At 64.2% G+C, this 15,616-nt stretch carries 15 protein-coding genes; 6 read left to right on the plus strand and 9 right to left on the minus strand.

Annotated elements, in window-relative coordinates; genetic code table 11:
- Positions 1-317: 317 nt before the first annotated feature.
- Together AC5RUM_RS00530 and AC5RUM_RS00535 are read left to right on the plus strand one after the other, a co-directional pair.
- Positions 318-692 (plus strand): hypothetical protein, encoded by a 375-nt coding sequence (locus AC5RUM_RS00530; RefSeq protein WP_494033114.1) that lies wholly within the window; start codon positions 318-320, stop codon positions 690-692.
- Positions 689-1,978 (plus strand): M14 family metallopeptidase, encoded by a 1,290-nt coding sequence (locus AC5RUM_RS00535; protein WP_494033115.1) that lies wholly within the window; start codon positions 689-691, stop codon positions 1,976-1,978. Before AC5RUM_RS00530 ends, AC5RUM_RS00535 begins: the two co-directional genes overlap by 4 nt.
- A gap of 450 nt (positions 1,979-2,428) precedes the next feature.
- Here the strand turns inward: AC5RUM_RS00535 and AC5RUM_RS00540 are convergent, their stop codons facing one another.
- The 7 genes from AC5RUM_RS00540 to AC5RUM_RS00570 all read right to left on the minus strand — a co-directional run bounded on the left by AC5RUM_RS00540 (position 2,429) and on the right by AC5RUM_RS00570 (position 8,836).
- Entirely contained in the window at positions 2,429-3,700 is a 1,272-nt protein-coding gene (locus AC5RUM_RS00540; RefSeq protein ID WP_494033116.1) for a tyrosine-type recombinase/integrase, read from the minus strand.
- Positions 3,701-3,907 carry a helix-turn-helix transcriptional regulator gene (locus AC5RUM_RS00545; protein ID WP_494033117.1) on the minus strand — a complete coding sequence of 69 codons (207 nt, stop codon included), beginning with the start codon at positions 3,905-3,907 and terminating at the stop codon, positions 3,701-3,703. It abuts the gene before it with no gap.
- A 487-nt stretch (positions 3,908-4,394) separates the two neighbouring features.
- A complete protein-coding gene (locus tag AC5RUM_RS00550; protein ID WP_494033118.1) occupies positions 4,395-5,468 on the minus strand; it encodes a DNA polymerase IV in 1,074 nt (357 codons plus the stop codon).
- Between the two features lie 123 nt (positions 5,469-5,591).
- Positions 5,592-6,275: a hypothetical protein gene (locus AC5RUM_RS00555; RefSeq protein WP_494033119.1), complete on the minus strand. Its 684-nt coding sequence runs from the start codon at positions 6,273-6,275 to the stop codon at positions 5,592-5,594.
- Positions 6,262-6,426 (minus strand): hypothetical protein, encoded by a 165-nt coding sequence (locus AC5RUM_RS00560; protein ID WP_494033120.1) that lies wholly within the window; start codon positions 6,424-6,426, stop codon positions 6,262-6,264. Before AC5RUM_RS00560 ends, AC5RUM_RS00555 begins: the two co-directional genes overlap by 14 nt.
- Before the next feature lie 32 nt (positions 6,427-6,458).
- Entirely contained in the window at positions 6,459-8,003 is a 1,545-nt protein-coding gene (locus AC5RUM_RS00565; RefSeq protein WP_494033121.1) for a nicotinate phosphoribosyltransferase, read from the minus strand.
- Positions 8,004-8,005: 2 nt separating this feature from the next.
- Positions 8,006-8,836 carry a phosphoribosyltransferase family protein gene (locus AC5RUM_RS00570; protein WP_494033122.1) on the minus strand — a complete coding sequence of 277 codons (831 nt, stop codon included), beginning with the start codon at positions 8,834-8,836 and terminating at the stop codon, positions 8,006-8,008.
- A 173-nt stretch (positions 8,837-9,009) separates the two neighbouring features.
- On the opposite strand from AC5RUM_RS00570, the gene AC5RUM_RS00575 reads away from it, so the two are divergent.
- Positions 9,010-9,663 (plus strand): maleylpyruvate isomerase N-terminal domain-containing protein, encoded by a 654-nt coding sequence (locus AC5RUM_RS00575; RefSeq protein ID WP_494033123.1) that lies wholly within the window; start codon positions 9,010-9,012, stop codon positions 9,661-9,663.
- 191 nt (positions 9,664-9,854) lie between these two features.
- Here the strand turns inward: AC5RUM_RS00575 and AC5RUM_RS00580 are convergent, their stop codons facing one another.
- Positions 9,855-10,298 carry a hypothetical protein gene (locus AC5RUM_RS00580; protein WP_494033124.1) on the minus strand — a complete coding sequence of 148 codons (444 nt, stop codon included), beginning with the start codon at positions 10,296-10,298 and terminating at the stop codon, positions 9,855-9,857.
- 9 nt (positions 10,299-10,307) lie between these two features.
- Complete coding sequence (locus tag AC5RUM_RS00585) at positions 10,308-11,753, minus strand: MFS transporter (protein ID WP_494033853.1); 1,446 nt, start codon at positions 11,751-11,753, stop codon at positions 10,308-10,310.
- A 228-nt stretch (positions 11,754-11,981) separates the two neighbouring features.
- Here AC5RUM_RS00585 and AC5RUM_RS00590 point away from each other — a divergent pair, with 228 nt between their 5' ends.
- From AC5RUM_RS00590 to AC5RUM_RS00600, 3 genes are all read left to right on the plus strand, one after another.
- Complete coding sequence (locus AC5RUM_RS00590) at positions 11,982-12,869, plus strand: helix-turn-helix transcriptional regulator (RefSeq protein ID WP_494033125.1); 888 nt, start codon at positions 11,982-11,984, stop codon at positions 12,867-12,869.
- Between the two features lie 192 nt (positions 12,870-13,061).
- Complete coding sequence (locus AC5RUM_RS00595) at positions 13,062-13,370, plus strand: heavy-metal-associated domain-containing protein (RefSeq protein ID WP_494033126.1); 309 nt, start codon at positions 13,062-13,064, stop codon at positions 13,368-13,370.
- A 63-nt stretch (positions 13,371-13,433) separates the two neighbouring features.
- Positions 13,434-15,581: a heavy metal translocating P-type ATPase gene (locus AC5RUM_RS00600; protein WP_494033127.1), complete on the plus strand. Its 2,148-nt coding sequence runs from the start codon at positions 13,434-13,436 to the stop codon at positions 15,579-15,581.
- The last annotated feature ends 35 nt before the right edge of the window (positions 15,582-15,616 follow it).

Below are 15,616 nucleotides of genomic sequence, written 5' to 3' on the forward strand. Positions count from 1 at the left end.
CGCCGTCAGGACGGTCCCGGTCAGTAATGGTCTCATCGAAGTCCCCCAGTCACTCAGATTTTTCTCTGAGGTTAGAGTGCCGACGAACGCAGCGGTGAAAAAGAGGAAAGGTTACCGCCAGCATCCGCCCTGTGAGCCAGCGGAACCTTGTCCGCATCCCTTATCGCGGACGTTGGTGCCGCTCTCGCCAGGACGCGCCGCCCTGACCCGGCTACCGGCCGCCAGAATAGTAGGTTTCCGCACTGTTGCCGAACGGGAGTTCGCCGTAGCATATGCGCGGGGGAGGGCCGAGCCGAGTAGGGGACTGAGTCCACGCAATGACAGACCAGGCAGCCGACGACAGCGGACCGGAACGCGCGGACGACAGGTTCGCGGTCAAGGTCAAAGGCAACCCGGAGCAGATCAACCAGCTGCTCCGCGAGGGTGAGGTCGACATCGGCGACCACCCGAACATTTCCGACAACCAAGACGGGACCGGGTCGCTGGACGCGTTCCTCTCCTCCCGGCAGATCGAAACCCTCCGCGCCGACGGGTACGAAATCAGCGTCGGCGACAACCTGTCGGAGCAGGCCCGTGTCCGCCTGGATGAAGTTGGCAAAGGCGACCGGTACGACGGCGGCCGCATCGCACCCGAAGGTCTGGGCCGCAAGGTCGGCGAGAACACCGACCCCAGCGGGAAGGCAGGGTCATGACATTCCTCAACGTCACCGAGATCGAATCGGCCCTCATCGGGCTCAACAACACCTATCCCGGGCTGACGCAACTGTTCGACCTGCCCAACCTCACGCACGAGAGATTCCGCAGCCACGCTCTCCTGATCCGCGGAAACCCGCGCTTCCGTTGCCGGCCTACGCTGGTGTTCGTCAGTGGTGTGCACGCCCGCGAGTGGGGTGGCCCCGATGTCCTGGTCAACCTCGCCGCAGACCTCCTCAAGGCCTATACCACCAACTCGGGCCTCGCCTATGGCGGGAAGACGTTCACCGCCTCAACTATCCGCACGATCGTGGACCGCACAGATGTCGTTGTTTTCCCCGACATCAACCCTGACGGGCGCAAATACAGCATGGGCGGGGCGCCCAACTCCAACCAGGCGCTCTGGCGGAAGAACCGCAACCCCGCCAGCAGCGGCGGCGACCCGGCAAAGATCGGCGTGGACGTCAACCGAAACTATGACTTCCTCTGGGACTTCAAGACCAAGTTCTCCCCATCTGCGTACGCAGGCACCCTCGCCTCGGAAGATCCGGCATCTCCTCTCTTCCACGGGACCGGCCCGTTCTCCGAGCCCGAGGGCCGGAACGTCCAATGGCTCGTGGACCGCTTCCCGAAGACCCGCTACTTCGTGGACGTGCACTCCTACACCGGCAACGTCCTGTACCCGTGGGGTGACGACGAGAACCAGAGCACAGACGCCTCCAAGTCGTTCATGAACACCGCCTGGGACGGGAAGCGCGGCGTAGCCGACGATGCTTACGGCGAGTACTTCCCGGCAGCCCGCCAGGCTGAGGTCACCGCCGCTGCCAACGTGATACGCGACGGGATCAATGCCGTCCGCAACCAGGGGTATGTCAGCAAACAGGCCTTCTGGCTGTGGCAGTCCACGACATACCCGACCTCCGGCACCAGCGAAGACTGGGCCTTCACGCGCGAGTTCCTCAACCCCGGGAAAGGAAAGCTTGCCGGGTTCGTCATCGAGTTCAACAAGACGCAGACGTTCTTCCCCACCTGGACGGAAATGAAGAACATCATCCTCGACGTCGATGCCGGCCTGATCAACCTGTGCATGTACGCGACCCCGAGCTGGGTCATTGTCATCCTCTGCAGGGTTCTGTCCTGGCTGCAACCCATCACTGACCGGTTCCTGACTTTCTGGCGGCGCCTCTTCCCGCCGGAGATCTGGGGGCCATACGGCCCCTGGTCGCGCATCGCCCGCCAAGTGGAAAGGATCATCGAGCGGTTCTCATCGCCGCGTCGAGGCTAGCGGCTGCCCCGGACCGCTGTTCGATTTTGTGGCGGTCTTCAACTGGTCGGGACATGCGTTGCTAACGTTTGGGTGGCCCCAACCCGTGAGCACGTTCGGAAGGCACGTCCCATGGCACTGGATCTCGTCGAATGCCGCAACTGCCTGACCGACGACCACGTCGGGCTCGTGGAACGGCTGACTGGCATGCAGAAGAAGCTCAAGTGATTATGGCGCACTGAGCGGGCGTGGACCTCTCCGAAGCACGGCGTAATACAGCGTCAGAGCCCGAGCAAAGACAAATTTCTCGCATGCTGGATGAGCAATAAAAAGCGTCGAGGTCTGGCCCGTCGCTGCAGACGAATCATCAAGAGCCCAGCCATGCGTTCAAGCACTGCAGTCCGCAACACCAGCGGAAATGCCTAAAGGCGTGGACCAATCTTGTGTAGCGACCGGGAAACTGAAAGACGGTCAGTCAGACTCAGAGTTTCCTTTCTTTGGAGGAGCGACATTCTTGAGTCCGTCTGAGTAGTCGGGCACAATCTCCGGTCGATGGATGTAATGCCTGCGTGTCGTCTCGGGTGAGGAATGGCCCAGCTGTTGTTGCGCGGCTTCATCGCGGTAGTGCTCAGCGATCTCGCTGCTGACCGTTGATCGGAAGAGGTGTGGCGTGATTTTCTCGCTGATATGGGCTGCCGTTTTTGCCTTCTTCAGGTCGTCCCTGAGATTGCTGGGCCGGACGAAGGTCCCGTTCCGTGTGGCAAAAACAGCGTTGGTGCGGGTGGGACGCTTGTTCCTGTGCCGTTGCCGAATCATGGCTTGGATCCAGTCCTGCGTCAGCTGCAGTATCCGTTGGCTATCGGTCTTGGGATAGTCCTGACGGTAGAAGAGTCCGTCTTTCTCAACCAAGGTGCCACTCACCGTTACCAAGATGCGGTCTCCATCGAAATGGATGTCGTCCCAGCGCACGGCAAGTGCCTCACCAATGCGAACGCCGGTAGCGAAGAGGAATTCCACAACGTCGGACAGCCGTCCGGTCGGTTTGGGCCCTCCGACTCCTGGCTCTGGCTGCCGGGCGCGTACTGCCTCATGTACTGCTGCCACCGTGGATGGCTTCAGTCTTGTCGGGAGCTTCCTGGGGCTGGGCACCTTGGAGACAAAGCGGACAGGGTTGTCTGGCCGAAGCCCTTGGCGTACGGCGTAGTCCATGATCTGGCTAAGCACCTGTTTAGCCATATCTGCGGTTCTGTACCCCGTTCCGGTTTCCTTGTCGTACAGGCTATGGATGGCATTTTCGCACTCGGGGGTTTTCAGCTCAGCCACAGGGAATCCTCCCAGGACAGGAAGTAGATGGCGACGGAGGTTTCCTGCGTACGAGGTCCATGTCTGCATACGCAGGCCGTTGGTAGGCGACGCACCGGTTTGGGTGATGTGATCGATTTTCACAGGGGAAGGTTTGCGTACCTGCAACCAGCGCTCCGACAGCTCTTCCAGAGTTACGACAGAGGCCTCCGCCTCGGCTTCTTCGGCATCCTTCTTACGCTGTTCGGCTTGTTTTTGAGCCTCTTCGACGGCACGCCGCAAGGCAAGGTCGGCGGCGCCTTTGGTCCGGCCTGACCGCTTGATGTCATGCCGAACTCCCGCATCGTCGTTGTACCGGCTTCGGGCTGTCCACACACCAGATTCGTCTTTCCTGGGTTTGTACTGAAAAAGTTGCCAGGCGGGCATCTTTGCGCGGCCCATTTAGCCTGCCCTCTTCGCCTGGTTTTGCATCCAAGCCTCAATGTCGGCCAACTGATAGAGGACGCGGCCCCGGCCGATTCGGACGTATTCAGGTCCGCACTCGAGGCTTGCCCAATTTGCGAGGGTGGCCGGGCTGAGCCGGATGTGCTCTGCTGCCTCCTTGCGGGTCAGCCAGATTGTCTTCTCGGTGTCTTCATTTCTCTTCACAGCCTTCCCTATGCCGCACGAAAGACGGCAGGTGTCACTTTTCGACATCACCCCTGAAGGGCACACTTTGGGGCACACTTTGGAAAGTGACTGACGGGAGGGTCCGTGAGTGCTTCGCCCAGGAAATTTGGCTAGATGACAGGGCTCAGACCACCACCGGGACTGCCCGTGAGGCCCCGTGATTCCTTCACTCGTAATGAAAAGGTCATCAGTTCGATTCTGATAGGAAGCTCGGGAAGAACCCCGTATTGTCGTTGATCTCGACGATGATGCGGGGTTTTTTGCTGGTTAAAGCTGCTGAGTCGCCGAGGCCTTGAGTACAGAGACAGGGTGCCCGTCATCAACATGAGGGCGGACCGGTTTGGACGCTGGAGAAGACGTCAATCGCGATGCTTTCCGTCCACGTCCAAGAGGCCATCAACACCGCCTCTCGTTCGGCCACGAGACTCCGGCTTGTCGAAGGTGGCGTCATCGTCGACCGAGGCCGTCACCAACCGCCACGCGTCGGCGTATGTCCCTTTCGGGCATCATCGGGCATTGCCATTTCAGCCCGCAGGCCCAGGAGCCGGATCGGACGGCCCGCTTCGATTCCGGCTGCGAGGTCCAAGGCCCGCGCGAGGATTTCGTTCCGGTCGAATGTCTCGGGAATCTTCTTCGCGTGGGTCTTGGTGAAGAACGGCGCGTACCGAACTTTAAGGGTCAGCCCAACCACGGGCCGTCCTTCGCCCACAACATCCTCCAGGACGCGCGCTGTCAGCTCCCTCACGGCGTCGTCCACCTGGGCGGGCTCGGTCAGGTCCTGCTGGAAGGTGGTCTCCCGGCTGTGCCCGCGGGCAACCCACGGGGTGTCATCCACAACGCTGGCGCCGTCCCCGCGTCCGAGCTCCGCGTACCAGGGACCCATCTTGGGGCCGAACTCCGGGACCAGGTCTTGGGGGTCTGACGCTGCGAGCTCGGCGACTGTGTTGATGCCGAGTTTGGCCAGCCGGCCCGACACTTTGGTTCCGACGCCCCACAGGTCCTTGGTGGGCCGGCTGCCCATGACGTCGAGCCAGTTCCCGGCAGTGAGACGGAAGACGCCGGCCGGCTTACCGAAACCGGTGGCGACCTTGGCTCGGACCAAGGTGTCGCCGATGCCCACGCTGCAATGCAGCTGCGTTCGCTCGAGGACAGCCGCCTGCACCTGCCGGGCGTAGGCTTCCGGGTCCTCTGTCTCAGTGCCTACAAAGGCTTCATCCCAGCCCAGCACCTGCACGGTGGCGCCGGGCTGCGCGCGCAGGGTGGCCATCACCGTTTCAGACGCCGCGAGGTAAGCCTCCTGGTCGACGGGCAGAATCACTGCGTCGGGCACTTTCCGGGCCGCAATGCGCAAGGGCATTCCCGAACCCACCCCGAACGCCCTGGCCTCGTAGGATGCGGTGGACACCACAGCTCGTTCCGTGGGGTCGCCCCGACCGCCGACAATGATCGGCTTGCCCGCAAGCTCCGGCCGCCGGAGCACTTCGACCGCCGCAATGAACTGGTCGAGATCGACATGCAGCACCCACCGGATTCCGCTCACGCCACCAGTCTGCCCTAAACATCCCTGCCAAGCATCGGCTCTCCACCGAGCTTGGCCGCTGAGCGCCAAACCTGTTCCTGTACGCCGACGTCCGGGAGCTCTTATTGAGGATGCGCCCGCCGCTTAGGAGGCCGCATTGCGGGTCGGCCTGGACCAAGATTCTGCCCAGGCCCACGCCGCTGCGGGGCGTCCTTTTCCGACCGGCGCGGCAGGGGCGGCTGCCTTGACCAGCCGTGGGTTCCGCGCCAGTTCCCGGCCCAGGTTGGAGGTGTCGGGTTCGTTCTCCGAGGCGGCCGCTGAGAGGTCTCGCATGAGGCGGGCGACGTCCGCGGTGCTGAACTTCTCCCCCAGCAGGGCGCGGGTGAGCATCTCGTTCACCCAAAGCGCGTCCAGCGCTGCCTTGGCGGCGGCCATGATGATGGCAGAGTGGTCGAAGGGCAGGTCGGTGGTAACGGCCAGCCGCTGGTAGACGACGCCCTCGGGCTCGTCCTCCGGGTCGATCACGGCAAGATGGGCGATTGAGAGGGTTGGTCCGCGGGGGTCGCGGTCGGGATTGTCGAAAGCACCCGTGTTCATCAGGAACAGGACATGCTTTTCCGGGATGTTGACCTTCGTTTCGAGCGCGCGGAGCGCTGCCTCCGCCAGCCTCTCCATGGGACGCAGGAGCACGCCTGGCAGGGCAGCCTGGCCGACGTACGGCTCGAACTCGCGGATGCCGAGCACAACGCGCCACTGGCCTTCGCGGAGAATCAGGGGCACCGTGTCGATGGAGACGAGCGGCTGCTGCGGAAGGTCACTCTTGGTCATGCGTCAATTCTTCTCTAAGTTCGAGGATGATTGCGCGGCGCGAGTTTCGGCCGCGCAGATAGGCGCGGGCACCGAGCGGGGGCTGGCGTTCGAATCCATCCAGCTCCCGCTCGGCGCTGGCCAGGCATGCGGCGACCGTATGTGGTTCCATTTCGGGTCCTTTTGTCGGTGCCACGGGATTGCCTAGGACGCGATGTTGCCGAGGACTGCGCGGACGTCGGCGAAGGACTGGCGGCGGATGAACTGGCCGTTGGCCCAGACCGGCTGGAGCAGCGACGCCGCTTCCTGCTCCGGGGTGGCCTTCTCCACGAGGTACAGCTCGCCGTCGTCATTGCGGAACACGGCCAGGCGCCCGGTGGCGGACTTCTTGGTTCCGTTGTCGGTGGCCGGGTCCTTGAGCAGGTTGTGCTCGACGTCGTTGATCTTTGCCCAGGTGGCCTTGATGGCCGAGGCGAGGCTGTCGCGGGTGACGTACTGGTAGGAGAAGGATCCGACCCCGAAGACGATGTTTTCTGAGGCGAAGCCCATGGCTTCCAGACGGGTCCAGATGTCCTTGGCACGGTCGATGGTGATGGAGTCGCCGTAGATGAGGCCGATGTGCCTGTCGAGGACCTTGTAGCCCTTGGCGTTGGTGGTGCCGCCGAAGACGTTCCAGAGCAGCTGGACCGCGCCGTAGAACTCCGGTGACTCGTCCATGGTGCGGACCTGGTCGGCGACGACGGTACCCGGGCGGGACATCGTGCCGCAGATGATGTCTGCGGGATCACCGGAGTCGGGGCGGATGACGAGCTTGCCGTCGCGCTGCAGGATCCGGTCTTTCAGCGCCGGCAGGATCTGGGTGAGGACCTTGAAGAAGTCGTCGGTGTCGGAAACCACCGACACGATGCCGGACTTGTGCTTGTCCAGGATGCGCTCGAAAGTTTCAAGTTCACTGGATTCGCTGATGCCTGCGCACATCACGGAGTGTTCGGTGGCCGGGACCGAGCCGAGAACCAGTCCGTTGTCCTTCCCGGCTTCAGACGGGTAGTAGCGGTTGACCCAGTCGAGGGTGGCAAGGGAATCGCTGCCTGTGAAGGACAGCAGGTGTCCGGCACCGCTGGCGGCTGCGGCTGCCGTGCCGGTCATGCCCCGGTAGGAGAAGTCATGCAGCTGCCAGTTCACGCTCGCCCGGTCCACGCCTGTGACTTCCGCGGCCTCCTCCAGGATGCCGCGGTAGTGGTCGGCGATGGTCGCTGTGGTGGAGGGGTGCCAGACAGCGGCGGAGAGGACCGTCTCGATGTAGTTGACGAGCCAGAAGAATTCCGGCTCGGTGTTCTCGATGGTGAAGGAGGGAACGCGCAGCGGCACCTTGGTGCCTTCCGGAACAGCGCGGAAGATCAGGGGCAGGTAGCCGCGGCGGTGCAGGGCGCGGACGTGGTCGGTCTCGATGTCGTTCGGACCGAGGATCGATTCGAGGACGGCTGCGTATTCGGCGACGGCCTCGTCCTCGTCTGCTGCGAAGAAGGGTGCGAACGCTTCGATGCAGTAGGACTGCAGGAAGGCCTGGAGGCCGAAGTGGACGGCCTTGGTGACGCCGTCGATACGGGAACCGCGGCTGGTGTAGTTGCTGAGGATACCTGTGGTCCCCGCGGGGTAGAGCGCGCGGTGGCCCAGCTTGTAAGCGTCCGTCTCAAACAGGGCGGCGGTGACGGACGGGGCGGTGATTCGGGTGCTGAGGACGGTGCTCATGGTTACTTGGTCCCTTCGAGGAGGTGGTGAATCAGGGGTGAGACGCTGGCCCCGACTGAGGGGTTGACGGCGCCGGGGTGGGAGTCGGTGGTAAAGATGTTGCCGAAGTGCTCGTTAAGGGCGGCGGCGTTCCCGGAGAACACCCCGTGGCTGACCCACAGGTCGAGGCGTTCCTTGGGCAGGCCGGTCGCTTCGGCGAGGCCGCGGAAGGTGCCTCCGCCGTCGCAAATGTCATCAACGACCAGGAACTTGCCGTCGGCGGGAAGTTCTTCGCACTCGAAGTGGGAGAGCCGGCCGGTGGTGAAGTCGCGGTGCTTGGTGGCGTAGTAGACGGGCAGCTCGAGGGTTGCCGCAGTCTTTTCGGTCCGCTCCCGGGCCCCGGCGTCGGGGCAGATGATGCCGGCGTATCCGGCCAGGTGCTTGCGGAGGGCCTTCTTGATCACGGAGTCGGAGTGGACCACGCGCAGGTTCTTCACCAGGGCGGGCATCGTCTCGGAATGCGGGTCGAAGCAGACGACCTCGTCGGCTTCCATGGCGTTGATCAGGTTGGCGTACACCTTGGCTCCGAACGGGTTGCCGCGGTCCTGCCGGGCCCCGGGGAGGTACGGGATGAGGGCGGTGACCTTGTGGCCGGCCTGGTGGGCGTAGTCGATCCACATGCCTGCGGTGACGTAATCGTTGGCGTCCGCGCCCGTCAGATACAGGTAGAGCGGGGTTTCGCCGTCCATGACCTTGTCGGTCTGGATGTGGCATTCCCCGGCGGGGAAACGCATCCCGGTGGCTCGGGAGAAGGATGTCCAGCCCTGCGGAAACTTCGCGAATGTCGAGATCATGGTGCAACTCTAACAGATTAATCGTCATTTGACGATTAATCTGTTGCGTGACGCAGATAAATCCTTAGGGCCGCCGCCTGGCTGGTAAGTTCCTCTCGGGACGGTTCGCGAGCAATGGCAGCGGCATGGACCCTCCGGAGTAGGAGTCATGGGACAGCGGAATCGGAGTTTGTGTGACTAGTTCATGGCCCAGCGTGCTCAGTACATTCTTGGCTGCGGCTGAACGGGTTGAGGTGGCACTCTGCAGTGAGGCTGTAGCCAGGCACTGGGAGGACTCCAGTGCCCTTGAGGGGTACACCGTCGCCGGCCTGACTGGGCACCTGGCGCGTGGCGTGCTGACAGTTGAGAAGTACATCGACGTACCCGCCGCCGACAACACTGAGGTCACCGACGCCGCCGGATACATGGTTGCTGTGCTGGGCGCACACGACCCCGTAGACAGCGACTTCCACCGAGCTGTGCGCGCCCGCTCCCGGGATGCTGCCTCAGTCGGACCGGAGTCTCTGGCCCGGGAGGTCGGGGAAGCGCGTCAACGGTTGTCCACGCGTCTCAATGAGGCGGTGATGGACCAGCGCATCGAAGTCCTTAACGGCGTCGTAGTGACTGTGGAGGAGTATCTGAGGACGCGCCTGGTGGAACTGGTCGTTCACCTCGATGACCTTGCCGTCAGCGTGGGAGACAAAAGGGGGCCGGATCTGCCGCAGAAGGCCTACGAGGAAGTCGCAACGGTCCTGGCGCAGCTTGCGGTGCGTCGACACGGTGGACTGGCTGTAGTCCGCGGGCTGGCACGGAGAGAGCGTCACCCTGACGCCATTCGCGCGCTCTGACTGCGGTCACCGCCCCCGCCGGCCACCCGGAAACCCTGTCACCGCCGGAGAGTGCTCATGCGTCCCGTCGCTTCACCGTCACAATTGCACCGGCCAAAGCCGCCGGACAGGATCGCGAGCACCACCGGCACGACGAGCAGCAGCCCAAGGCTTGCCATGATGCCGCCGGCGCTGAGGACACCCAGGCGGGTTCATGGGTCTGACGCATGACCAGGCTGGATCGTCCCTTGGCGCCGAAAAAGCAGCCCTCCGACCAGCCCTGCCAGGGCTGCCGGTAGGGCGACGAGACCGGCGATCTGTGGAGTCAGAGACGGGGGCGCCGTGATCATCGTCGCCATGCCAGCCAGCACTGCCGGCGCGGCCACGCAGATCGTTACCCAAAGCGGGTAGCTCCGGACCTGTGACCACACCGCTGCTGCAATCGACGCGGCGGACCCCGCGAGCATGAACAGCCTGCCCACGCGCAGCCGCTCAACAAACGCCGGGACAGGTTCGTATAAGAAGAATGCAGTCCGCTCCAGGGCGATGCCTGTCAGCACTATGGAGACAACAACCAGGGCCGCCCAAGGCAGTGATCTCCCCCTCCACCACCGGCGGACGACGTAGCGTTCGTCGTCGTTCTGCGAACTCATCACAGGTTGAGCCTAGCCGCCTGCCAGCTTGGCAACGTCCTTGTCGGCGGGCGGCATTGCGATGGATTTCACAGCTTCCGCTGGGACTGGTTCGCGGAGGAAAAGCGCGACAGCCAGCGCCGCGGCGAGGCACAGGCCGGCGTTCACGCCGATGGCCAGGGCCACGCTGTTGAGAACCGCCGGGCTTGAGGTGGATCCCAGGGCGAGCAACTGGGCGGTGAAGATGGCGCTCATGATCGGGATGCCCATGGTGATGCCGATCTGCTGGCTCATGGTGGTCAGGCCAGTTGCAAGGCCCTGTTCGGTATCGGGCAGCCCGGATGTGGCTGTGACCATGAAGCCGACGATGACGACGAGGTTGGCGACGCCGCCGATGAAGGTGGCCGCCAGGAGCAGGACGATGGATGCCGGGTCGGCGCTGAGCAGGACGAGGGCTCCGGTGGCGATGGCCTGGATGATGAAACCGTAAAGGATGGCTTTCTTGTTCCCGACCTTGGCGATGACCTTGGGTCCGAGAATGCCGCCCAAAACTGTGCCCAGGCCCAGCACCGCGAAGGACAGGCCGGCGCCGAGCGGGGTGTAGCCGAGGACCTGCTGCAGGTACAGGGTCAGCAGGAACACCAGGGACGTTTCGGTGACGAATGCCAGCATTCCTGCGATGTTGCCCCACGCGACAGTGGAGCGCTTCAGGACACCCAGCGGCACCAGGGGCGACGGGGCCTTGTGCTCGAGGGCGGTGAAAACGATGAACAGCACCACGGCCGCAGCGAGGGAGCCAAGGGTGAGGGGGTGGCTCCAGGAGTGCTCAGCGGCGTTGGTCAGGCCGAAGACCAGCGCCAACAGGCCCAGAGTCACTGAGAGGGCGCCTGGTACGTCGAGCCTGAGTTTGGTGGTGGGCCTGCTTTCGGCAAGGACAGCGGGGGCGATGAGCAGCACCGCGGCGGCGACCGGGACGTTGATGAAGAACGCCCAGCGCCAGCTCAGCAGGTCCGTCAGCAGCCCGCCCAGGATTGCTCCCGTGGTGAACCCGGCTGCCATGAGCGAGCCGTTAAGTCCAAGGGCTTTGTCCCGCAGTGCTCCTTCAGGGAAGGAGTTCAGCAGCAGCGACAGTGCGGCGGGCACCACGATGGCCGTGGCGATGCCCTGCCCGACACGGGCGATGAGCAGCAGGGCGGGGTCGCCGGCCAGGCCTCCTGCCAGAGACGCGGCGCCTAGGAGGGCCATGCCGATGAGGAACATTTTCCGCCGGCCGGCCACGTCCGCGACCCGTCCGAACAGCAGGGTCAGCCCCGCGGCGCAGAGGGCGAACGACGTGGCGATCCACTGGAGGTTTTCCAGGGTAAAGCCGACGTCGGCGCCGATGGCCGGCAGCGCTACGTTGAGGATGGAGAAGTCGACGGCGAGGGTGAAGCTCGCGGCGAGCAGGACGATGAGCGCCAGCCGCTGCCGGCCGGTCATCTTGCCGGCAGCCGAAGTCTCGGTCTCGAACGACGGCGGGATACCGGCTCCGGTGAATACTTCCGGTTGGGTGGTCATATGCGTGATCCTTGTCTGCAGATATGGCCGCATTTGGCGGCACTTTCACCTCTCCAGACTCAGGGACCCTCCGAGGATCAACCACACCCTCCGCTGCCTACCCCTCCCAGTGACAGGACACGGACATTGAAGACCGGCAGAATGAGCCCCATGAGCAATCTCAGTGAACTTGGGGAGTTCCTTCGTGTCCGAAGGGCAGCACTGCAGCCCGAAGACGTCGGCCTCCTGAACTACGGCATCCGCCGTGTGCCGGGCCTCCGCCGGGAGGAACTGGCCATGATCGCCGGAGTCAGCAACACGTACTACACCCGCCTTGAGCAGGGACTGAGCAACAATGCCTCTGAATCCGTGATTGACGCGATCGCCCGGGCGCTGGACCTGAACAAAGACGAACGCGCCCACCTGTTCAATCTGGCCCGTCCGGGGAGGAGCAAGCGCCGCACACTGACCAGGCCGGACAAGGTCCGGCCCGGAACGCTCCGACTGATCCGGTCCATGTCCGGCACTCCGGCTGTCGTGCTTGGACGGCGCAGTGAGGTCCTGGCCTGGAACCCGCTCGGGCACCGCCTGGTGGCTGGCCATTTGGACTTTGCCGCACCCGACATGCTCGCCACCCGTCCGAACATGACCCGGCTGCTGTTCCTTGACCGCCACACGCGTGAGCTGTACACGCACTGGCAGGAAGAGGTAACGCGTGCTGTCGCGTCCCTGCGGCTCGTGGCCGGGCGCACAGCCGATGACCAGGAACTGGTCTCCCTGGTCGGTGAGCTGACCTTGAAAAGCGAGGAATTCGCCAACATATGGGCCAAACACCCGGTGGAGAACTGCATGTCGGGCGTGAAGTTCATGCACCACCCGGAAGTTGGCGACCTGCAACTCAACTTCGAGGTCCTCACGCCGCCGGATGAGTCCGGGCACCGGATTTTGATGTACGCAGCCGATCCGGGATCTCCGGCTGCCGAGGCGCTGCAGCTGCTGCAGATCGACAGTGGCTCCCGGGAAACCGCCCATCGTCTGGGAGCCGGACCCGCATCCTGATGGCATCGTTCACTTCAAGCACTCGCTTAAAGCGGAACAAGCTCAGGGCCTCAGACACTTGCCAGCTATACCCCCTGGGGGTATATTGAGGGTGTTGTCAGTGAAGTGGTATGTCCAGGCCGGTGCATCGCATCGCCGTCACAGCCGTTCAACCCCAGCGACCATAACTTCTTCTCAAGGAATGGAACTGACATGTGCGGAAATGAATCCCGTAAGGAACTCCCACTGGTGTCCGCCGACTCGGGCTGCAGCTGCTGCTCGCATGAGACAACAGAATCCCTGGCGGCCACCGAAGATGCCGAATACGCCCTTGAAGGGCTGACGTGCAGTCACTGCGTCGCGACAGTTCAGCAGACCCTCGCCTCGGTGAAGGGCGTGGAAGCCGCATCTGTCGACCTAGTCCCCGGCGGCCGCTCCCGCCTGGTCATCTCCGGATCTGCGCCCCGCGAGGCGATCCATGACGCCGTCGCCTCCACCGGATACAGCCTGGTCCCCCGCTAATCCGGTCCGCTGTCCCGGGAGATCCCGTCCGCAGGACAGCCCGCATCCTCAAAGGGAGGAACCATGGAAGACCACACTCAGCACCATAACCACCCCGATCACACTCCACACGGCGCCGGCAGCGGCGGGGCGTCGACGTCCCCGCCGGCGGCGCTGGCAACCGCGCCCGGACGCCACAGCCACGCAGGCCACGGCGCCCAGGATGACCATGTGGTGCACAGCCACGGCCAGCATGCCGGGCACAGCACGGCCATGTTCAAGGACAGGTTCTGGCTGACGCTCGTCCTGTCGGTGCCGGTGGTGTACTTCAGCCCGATGTTCGGGCACCTGCTCGGCTACATGCCGCCCGAATTCCCGGGCTCGATCTGGATCCCTCCCCTCCTGGGAACGGTGATCTTCCTCTACGGAGGCCAGCCATTCCTCAAAGGCGGCCTGAACGAGCTGAGGAGCCGGAAACCAGGCATGATGCTGCTGATCGGCATGGCCATCACGGTCGCCTTCGTTGCTTCCTGGGTGACGAGCTTGGGGATCGGCGGCTTCGATCTGGACTTCTGGTGGGAGCTGGCCCTGCTGGTGGCCATCATGCTGCTGGGCCACTGGATCGAAATGCGCGCCCTCGGCTCCGCCCGGGGCGCCCTCGACGCACTGGCCGCCCTGCTGCCCGATGAGGCCGAACGCATCACCTCCACGGGCACGGAAACGGTCAGCGTCACAGACCTTCAGCCCGGGGACACGGTGCTGGTTCGCTCCGGCGCCCGCATGCCCGCAGACGGCACCATCATCGACGGCCAGGCCGAATTCGACGAGTCAATGATCACCGGCGAATCCAAGACCGTGCTCCGGTCCGCCGGTGATTCCGTGGTCGCCGGAACGGTCGCCACGGAGAACACGGTCAGGGTCCGCGTTACCGCCGTGGGAGACGACACCGCGCTGGCCGGCATCCAGCGCCTGGTTGCCGAGGCGCAGGCCTCATCCTCCAAAGCCCAGGCGCTGGCCGACCGGGCCGCGGCCTTCCTGTTCTACTTCGCAACGGCTGCCGGTGCCATCACCTTCATCGCCTGGACCCTGCTGGGCAGCGTTCCGGATGCCGTCACCCGGACTGTGACCGTACTGGTCATCGCGTGCCCGCACGCCCTGGGCCTGGCCATCCCGCTGGTTATCGCCATCTCCACCGAGCAGGCGGCCCGGGCAGGCGTACTGATCAAGAACCGCATGGCTCTGGAACGCATGCGCACCATTGACGTCGTCCTCTTCGACAAAACCGGCACCCTGACCAAGGGCGCACCGGAGCTCAAAGATGTTGCCGCTGCGGACGGCATCAGCCGTGAGGAACTGCTGGCCCTGGCCGCCGCCGTCGAGTCCGACAGCGAACACCCTGTGGCGCGCGCCATCGTCCGGGCGGCCCGCCAGCAGGGCCTGGACCTCCCCCAGGCCACAGGCTTCACATCCATGACAGGCCGGGGCGTCCGCGCCACCGTCGGCGGGCGAACTGTCCAGGTCGGCGGCCCGGCGCTGCTGAAGGAACTGCGCAGGACGGAACCCGAAGCCCTGTCAGCGGCCACCCGGACGTGGATGGACCGCGGCGCAGCCGTGCTGCACATCGTGGACGGAAACCGGATTCTGGGCGCCGTGAGCCTGGAGGACGCGGTCCGGGAAGAATCACGCCAGGCTGTCGCGGCCCTTCAAGGACGGGGCATCAAGGTCGCCGTGATCACGGGCGACGCCCACCAGGTCGCCGCCGCCGTCGCCGCCGAGCTAAACATCGACGAGGTCTTCGCCGAGGTCCTTCCCGCCGACAAGGACAAGAAGGTCGCGGAGCTGCAGGCACGCGGAATGAGGGTAGCCATGGTTGGTGACGGCGTGAACGACTCCCCGGCACTGGCCAGGGCGGAGGTCGGCATCGCCATCGGTGCTGGTACCGATGTGGCGATGGAATCAGCCGGGGTGGTGCTGGCAGGCAACGACCCCCGGGCGGTCCTGTCGATGGTCGATCTGTCCCGCGCCAGCTACCGGAAGATGTGGCAAAACCTGGTCTGGGCCACCGGCTACAACATCATTTCCGTCCCGCTGGCCGCCGGGGTGCTGGCCTTTGCCGGCGTCGTCCTCTCCCCTGCCGCGGGCGCGGTGCTGATGTCCGCCTCCACCATCGTGGTTGCGCTCAATGCCCAGCTGCTGCGGCGGGTGAAACTCAACCCCGCCGCGGTTCGTTGACCCACCGGCCTAAAGCACCGGCCACCCGGTCAAGG

This window comes from Arthrobacter sp. B2060 (genome assembly GCF_059090445.1).

Bases quoted from the DNA above. Each gene is read 5' to 3' on its own strand.
- AC5RUM_RS00540 (WP_494033116.1), bottom strand. From the start codon at position 3,700: ATGGGCCGCGCAAAGATGCCCGCCTGGCAACTTTTTCAGTACAAACCC.
- AC5RUM_RS00600 (WP_494033127.1), top strand. From the start codon at position 13,434: ATGGAAGACCACACTCAGCACCATAACCACCCCGATCACACTCCACAC.
- AC5RUM_RS00535 (WP_494033115.1), top strand. From the start codon at position 689: ATGACATTCCTCAACGTCACCGAGATCGAATCGGCCCTCATCGGGCTC.
- AC5RUM_RS00555 (WP_494033119.1), bottom strand. From the start codon at position 6,275: ATGACCAAGAGTGACCTTCCGCAGCAGCCGCTCGTCTCCATCGACACG.
- AC5RUM_RS00530 (WP_494033114.1), top strand. From the start codon at position 318: ATGACAGACCAGGCAGCCGACGACAGCGGACCGGAACGCGCGGACGAC.
- AC5RUM_RS00595 (WP_494033126.1), top strand. From the start codon at position 13,062: ATGTGCGGAAATGAATCCCGTAAGGAACTCCCACTGGTGTCCGCCGAC.
- AC5RUM_RS00570 (WP_494033122.1), bottom strand. From the start codon at position 8,836: ATGATCTCGACATTCGCGAAGTTTCCGCAGGGCTGGACATCCTTCTCC.
- AC5RUM_RS00585 (WP_494033853.1), bottom strand. From the start codon at position 11,753: ATGACCGGCCGGCAGCGGCTGGCGCTCATCGTCCTGCTCGCCGCGAGC.
- AC5RUM_RS00560 (WP_494033120.1), bottom strand. From the start codon at position 6,426: ATGGAACCACATACGGTCGCCGCATGCCTGGCCAGCGCCGAGCGGGAG.
- AC5RUM_RS00590 (WP_494033125.1), top strand. From the start codon at position 11,982: ATGAGCAATCTCAGTGAACTTGGGGAGTTCCTTCGTGTCCGAAGGGCA.
- AC5RUM_RS00565 (WP_494033121.1), bottom strand. From the start codon at position 8,003: ATGAGCACCGTCCTCAGCACCCGAATCACCGCCCCGTCCGTCACCGCC.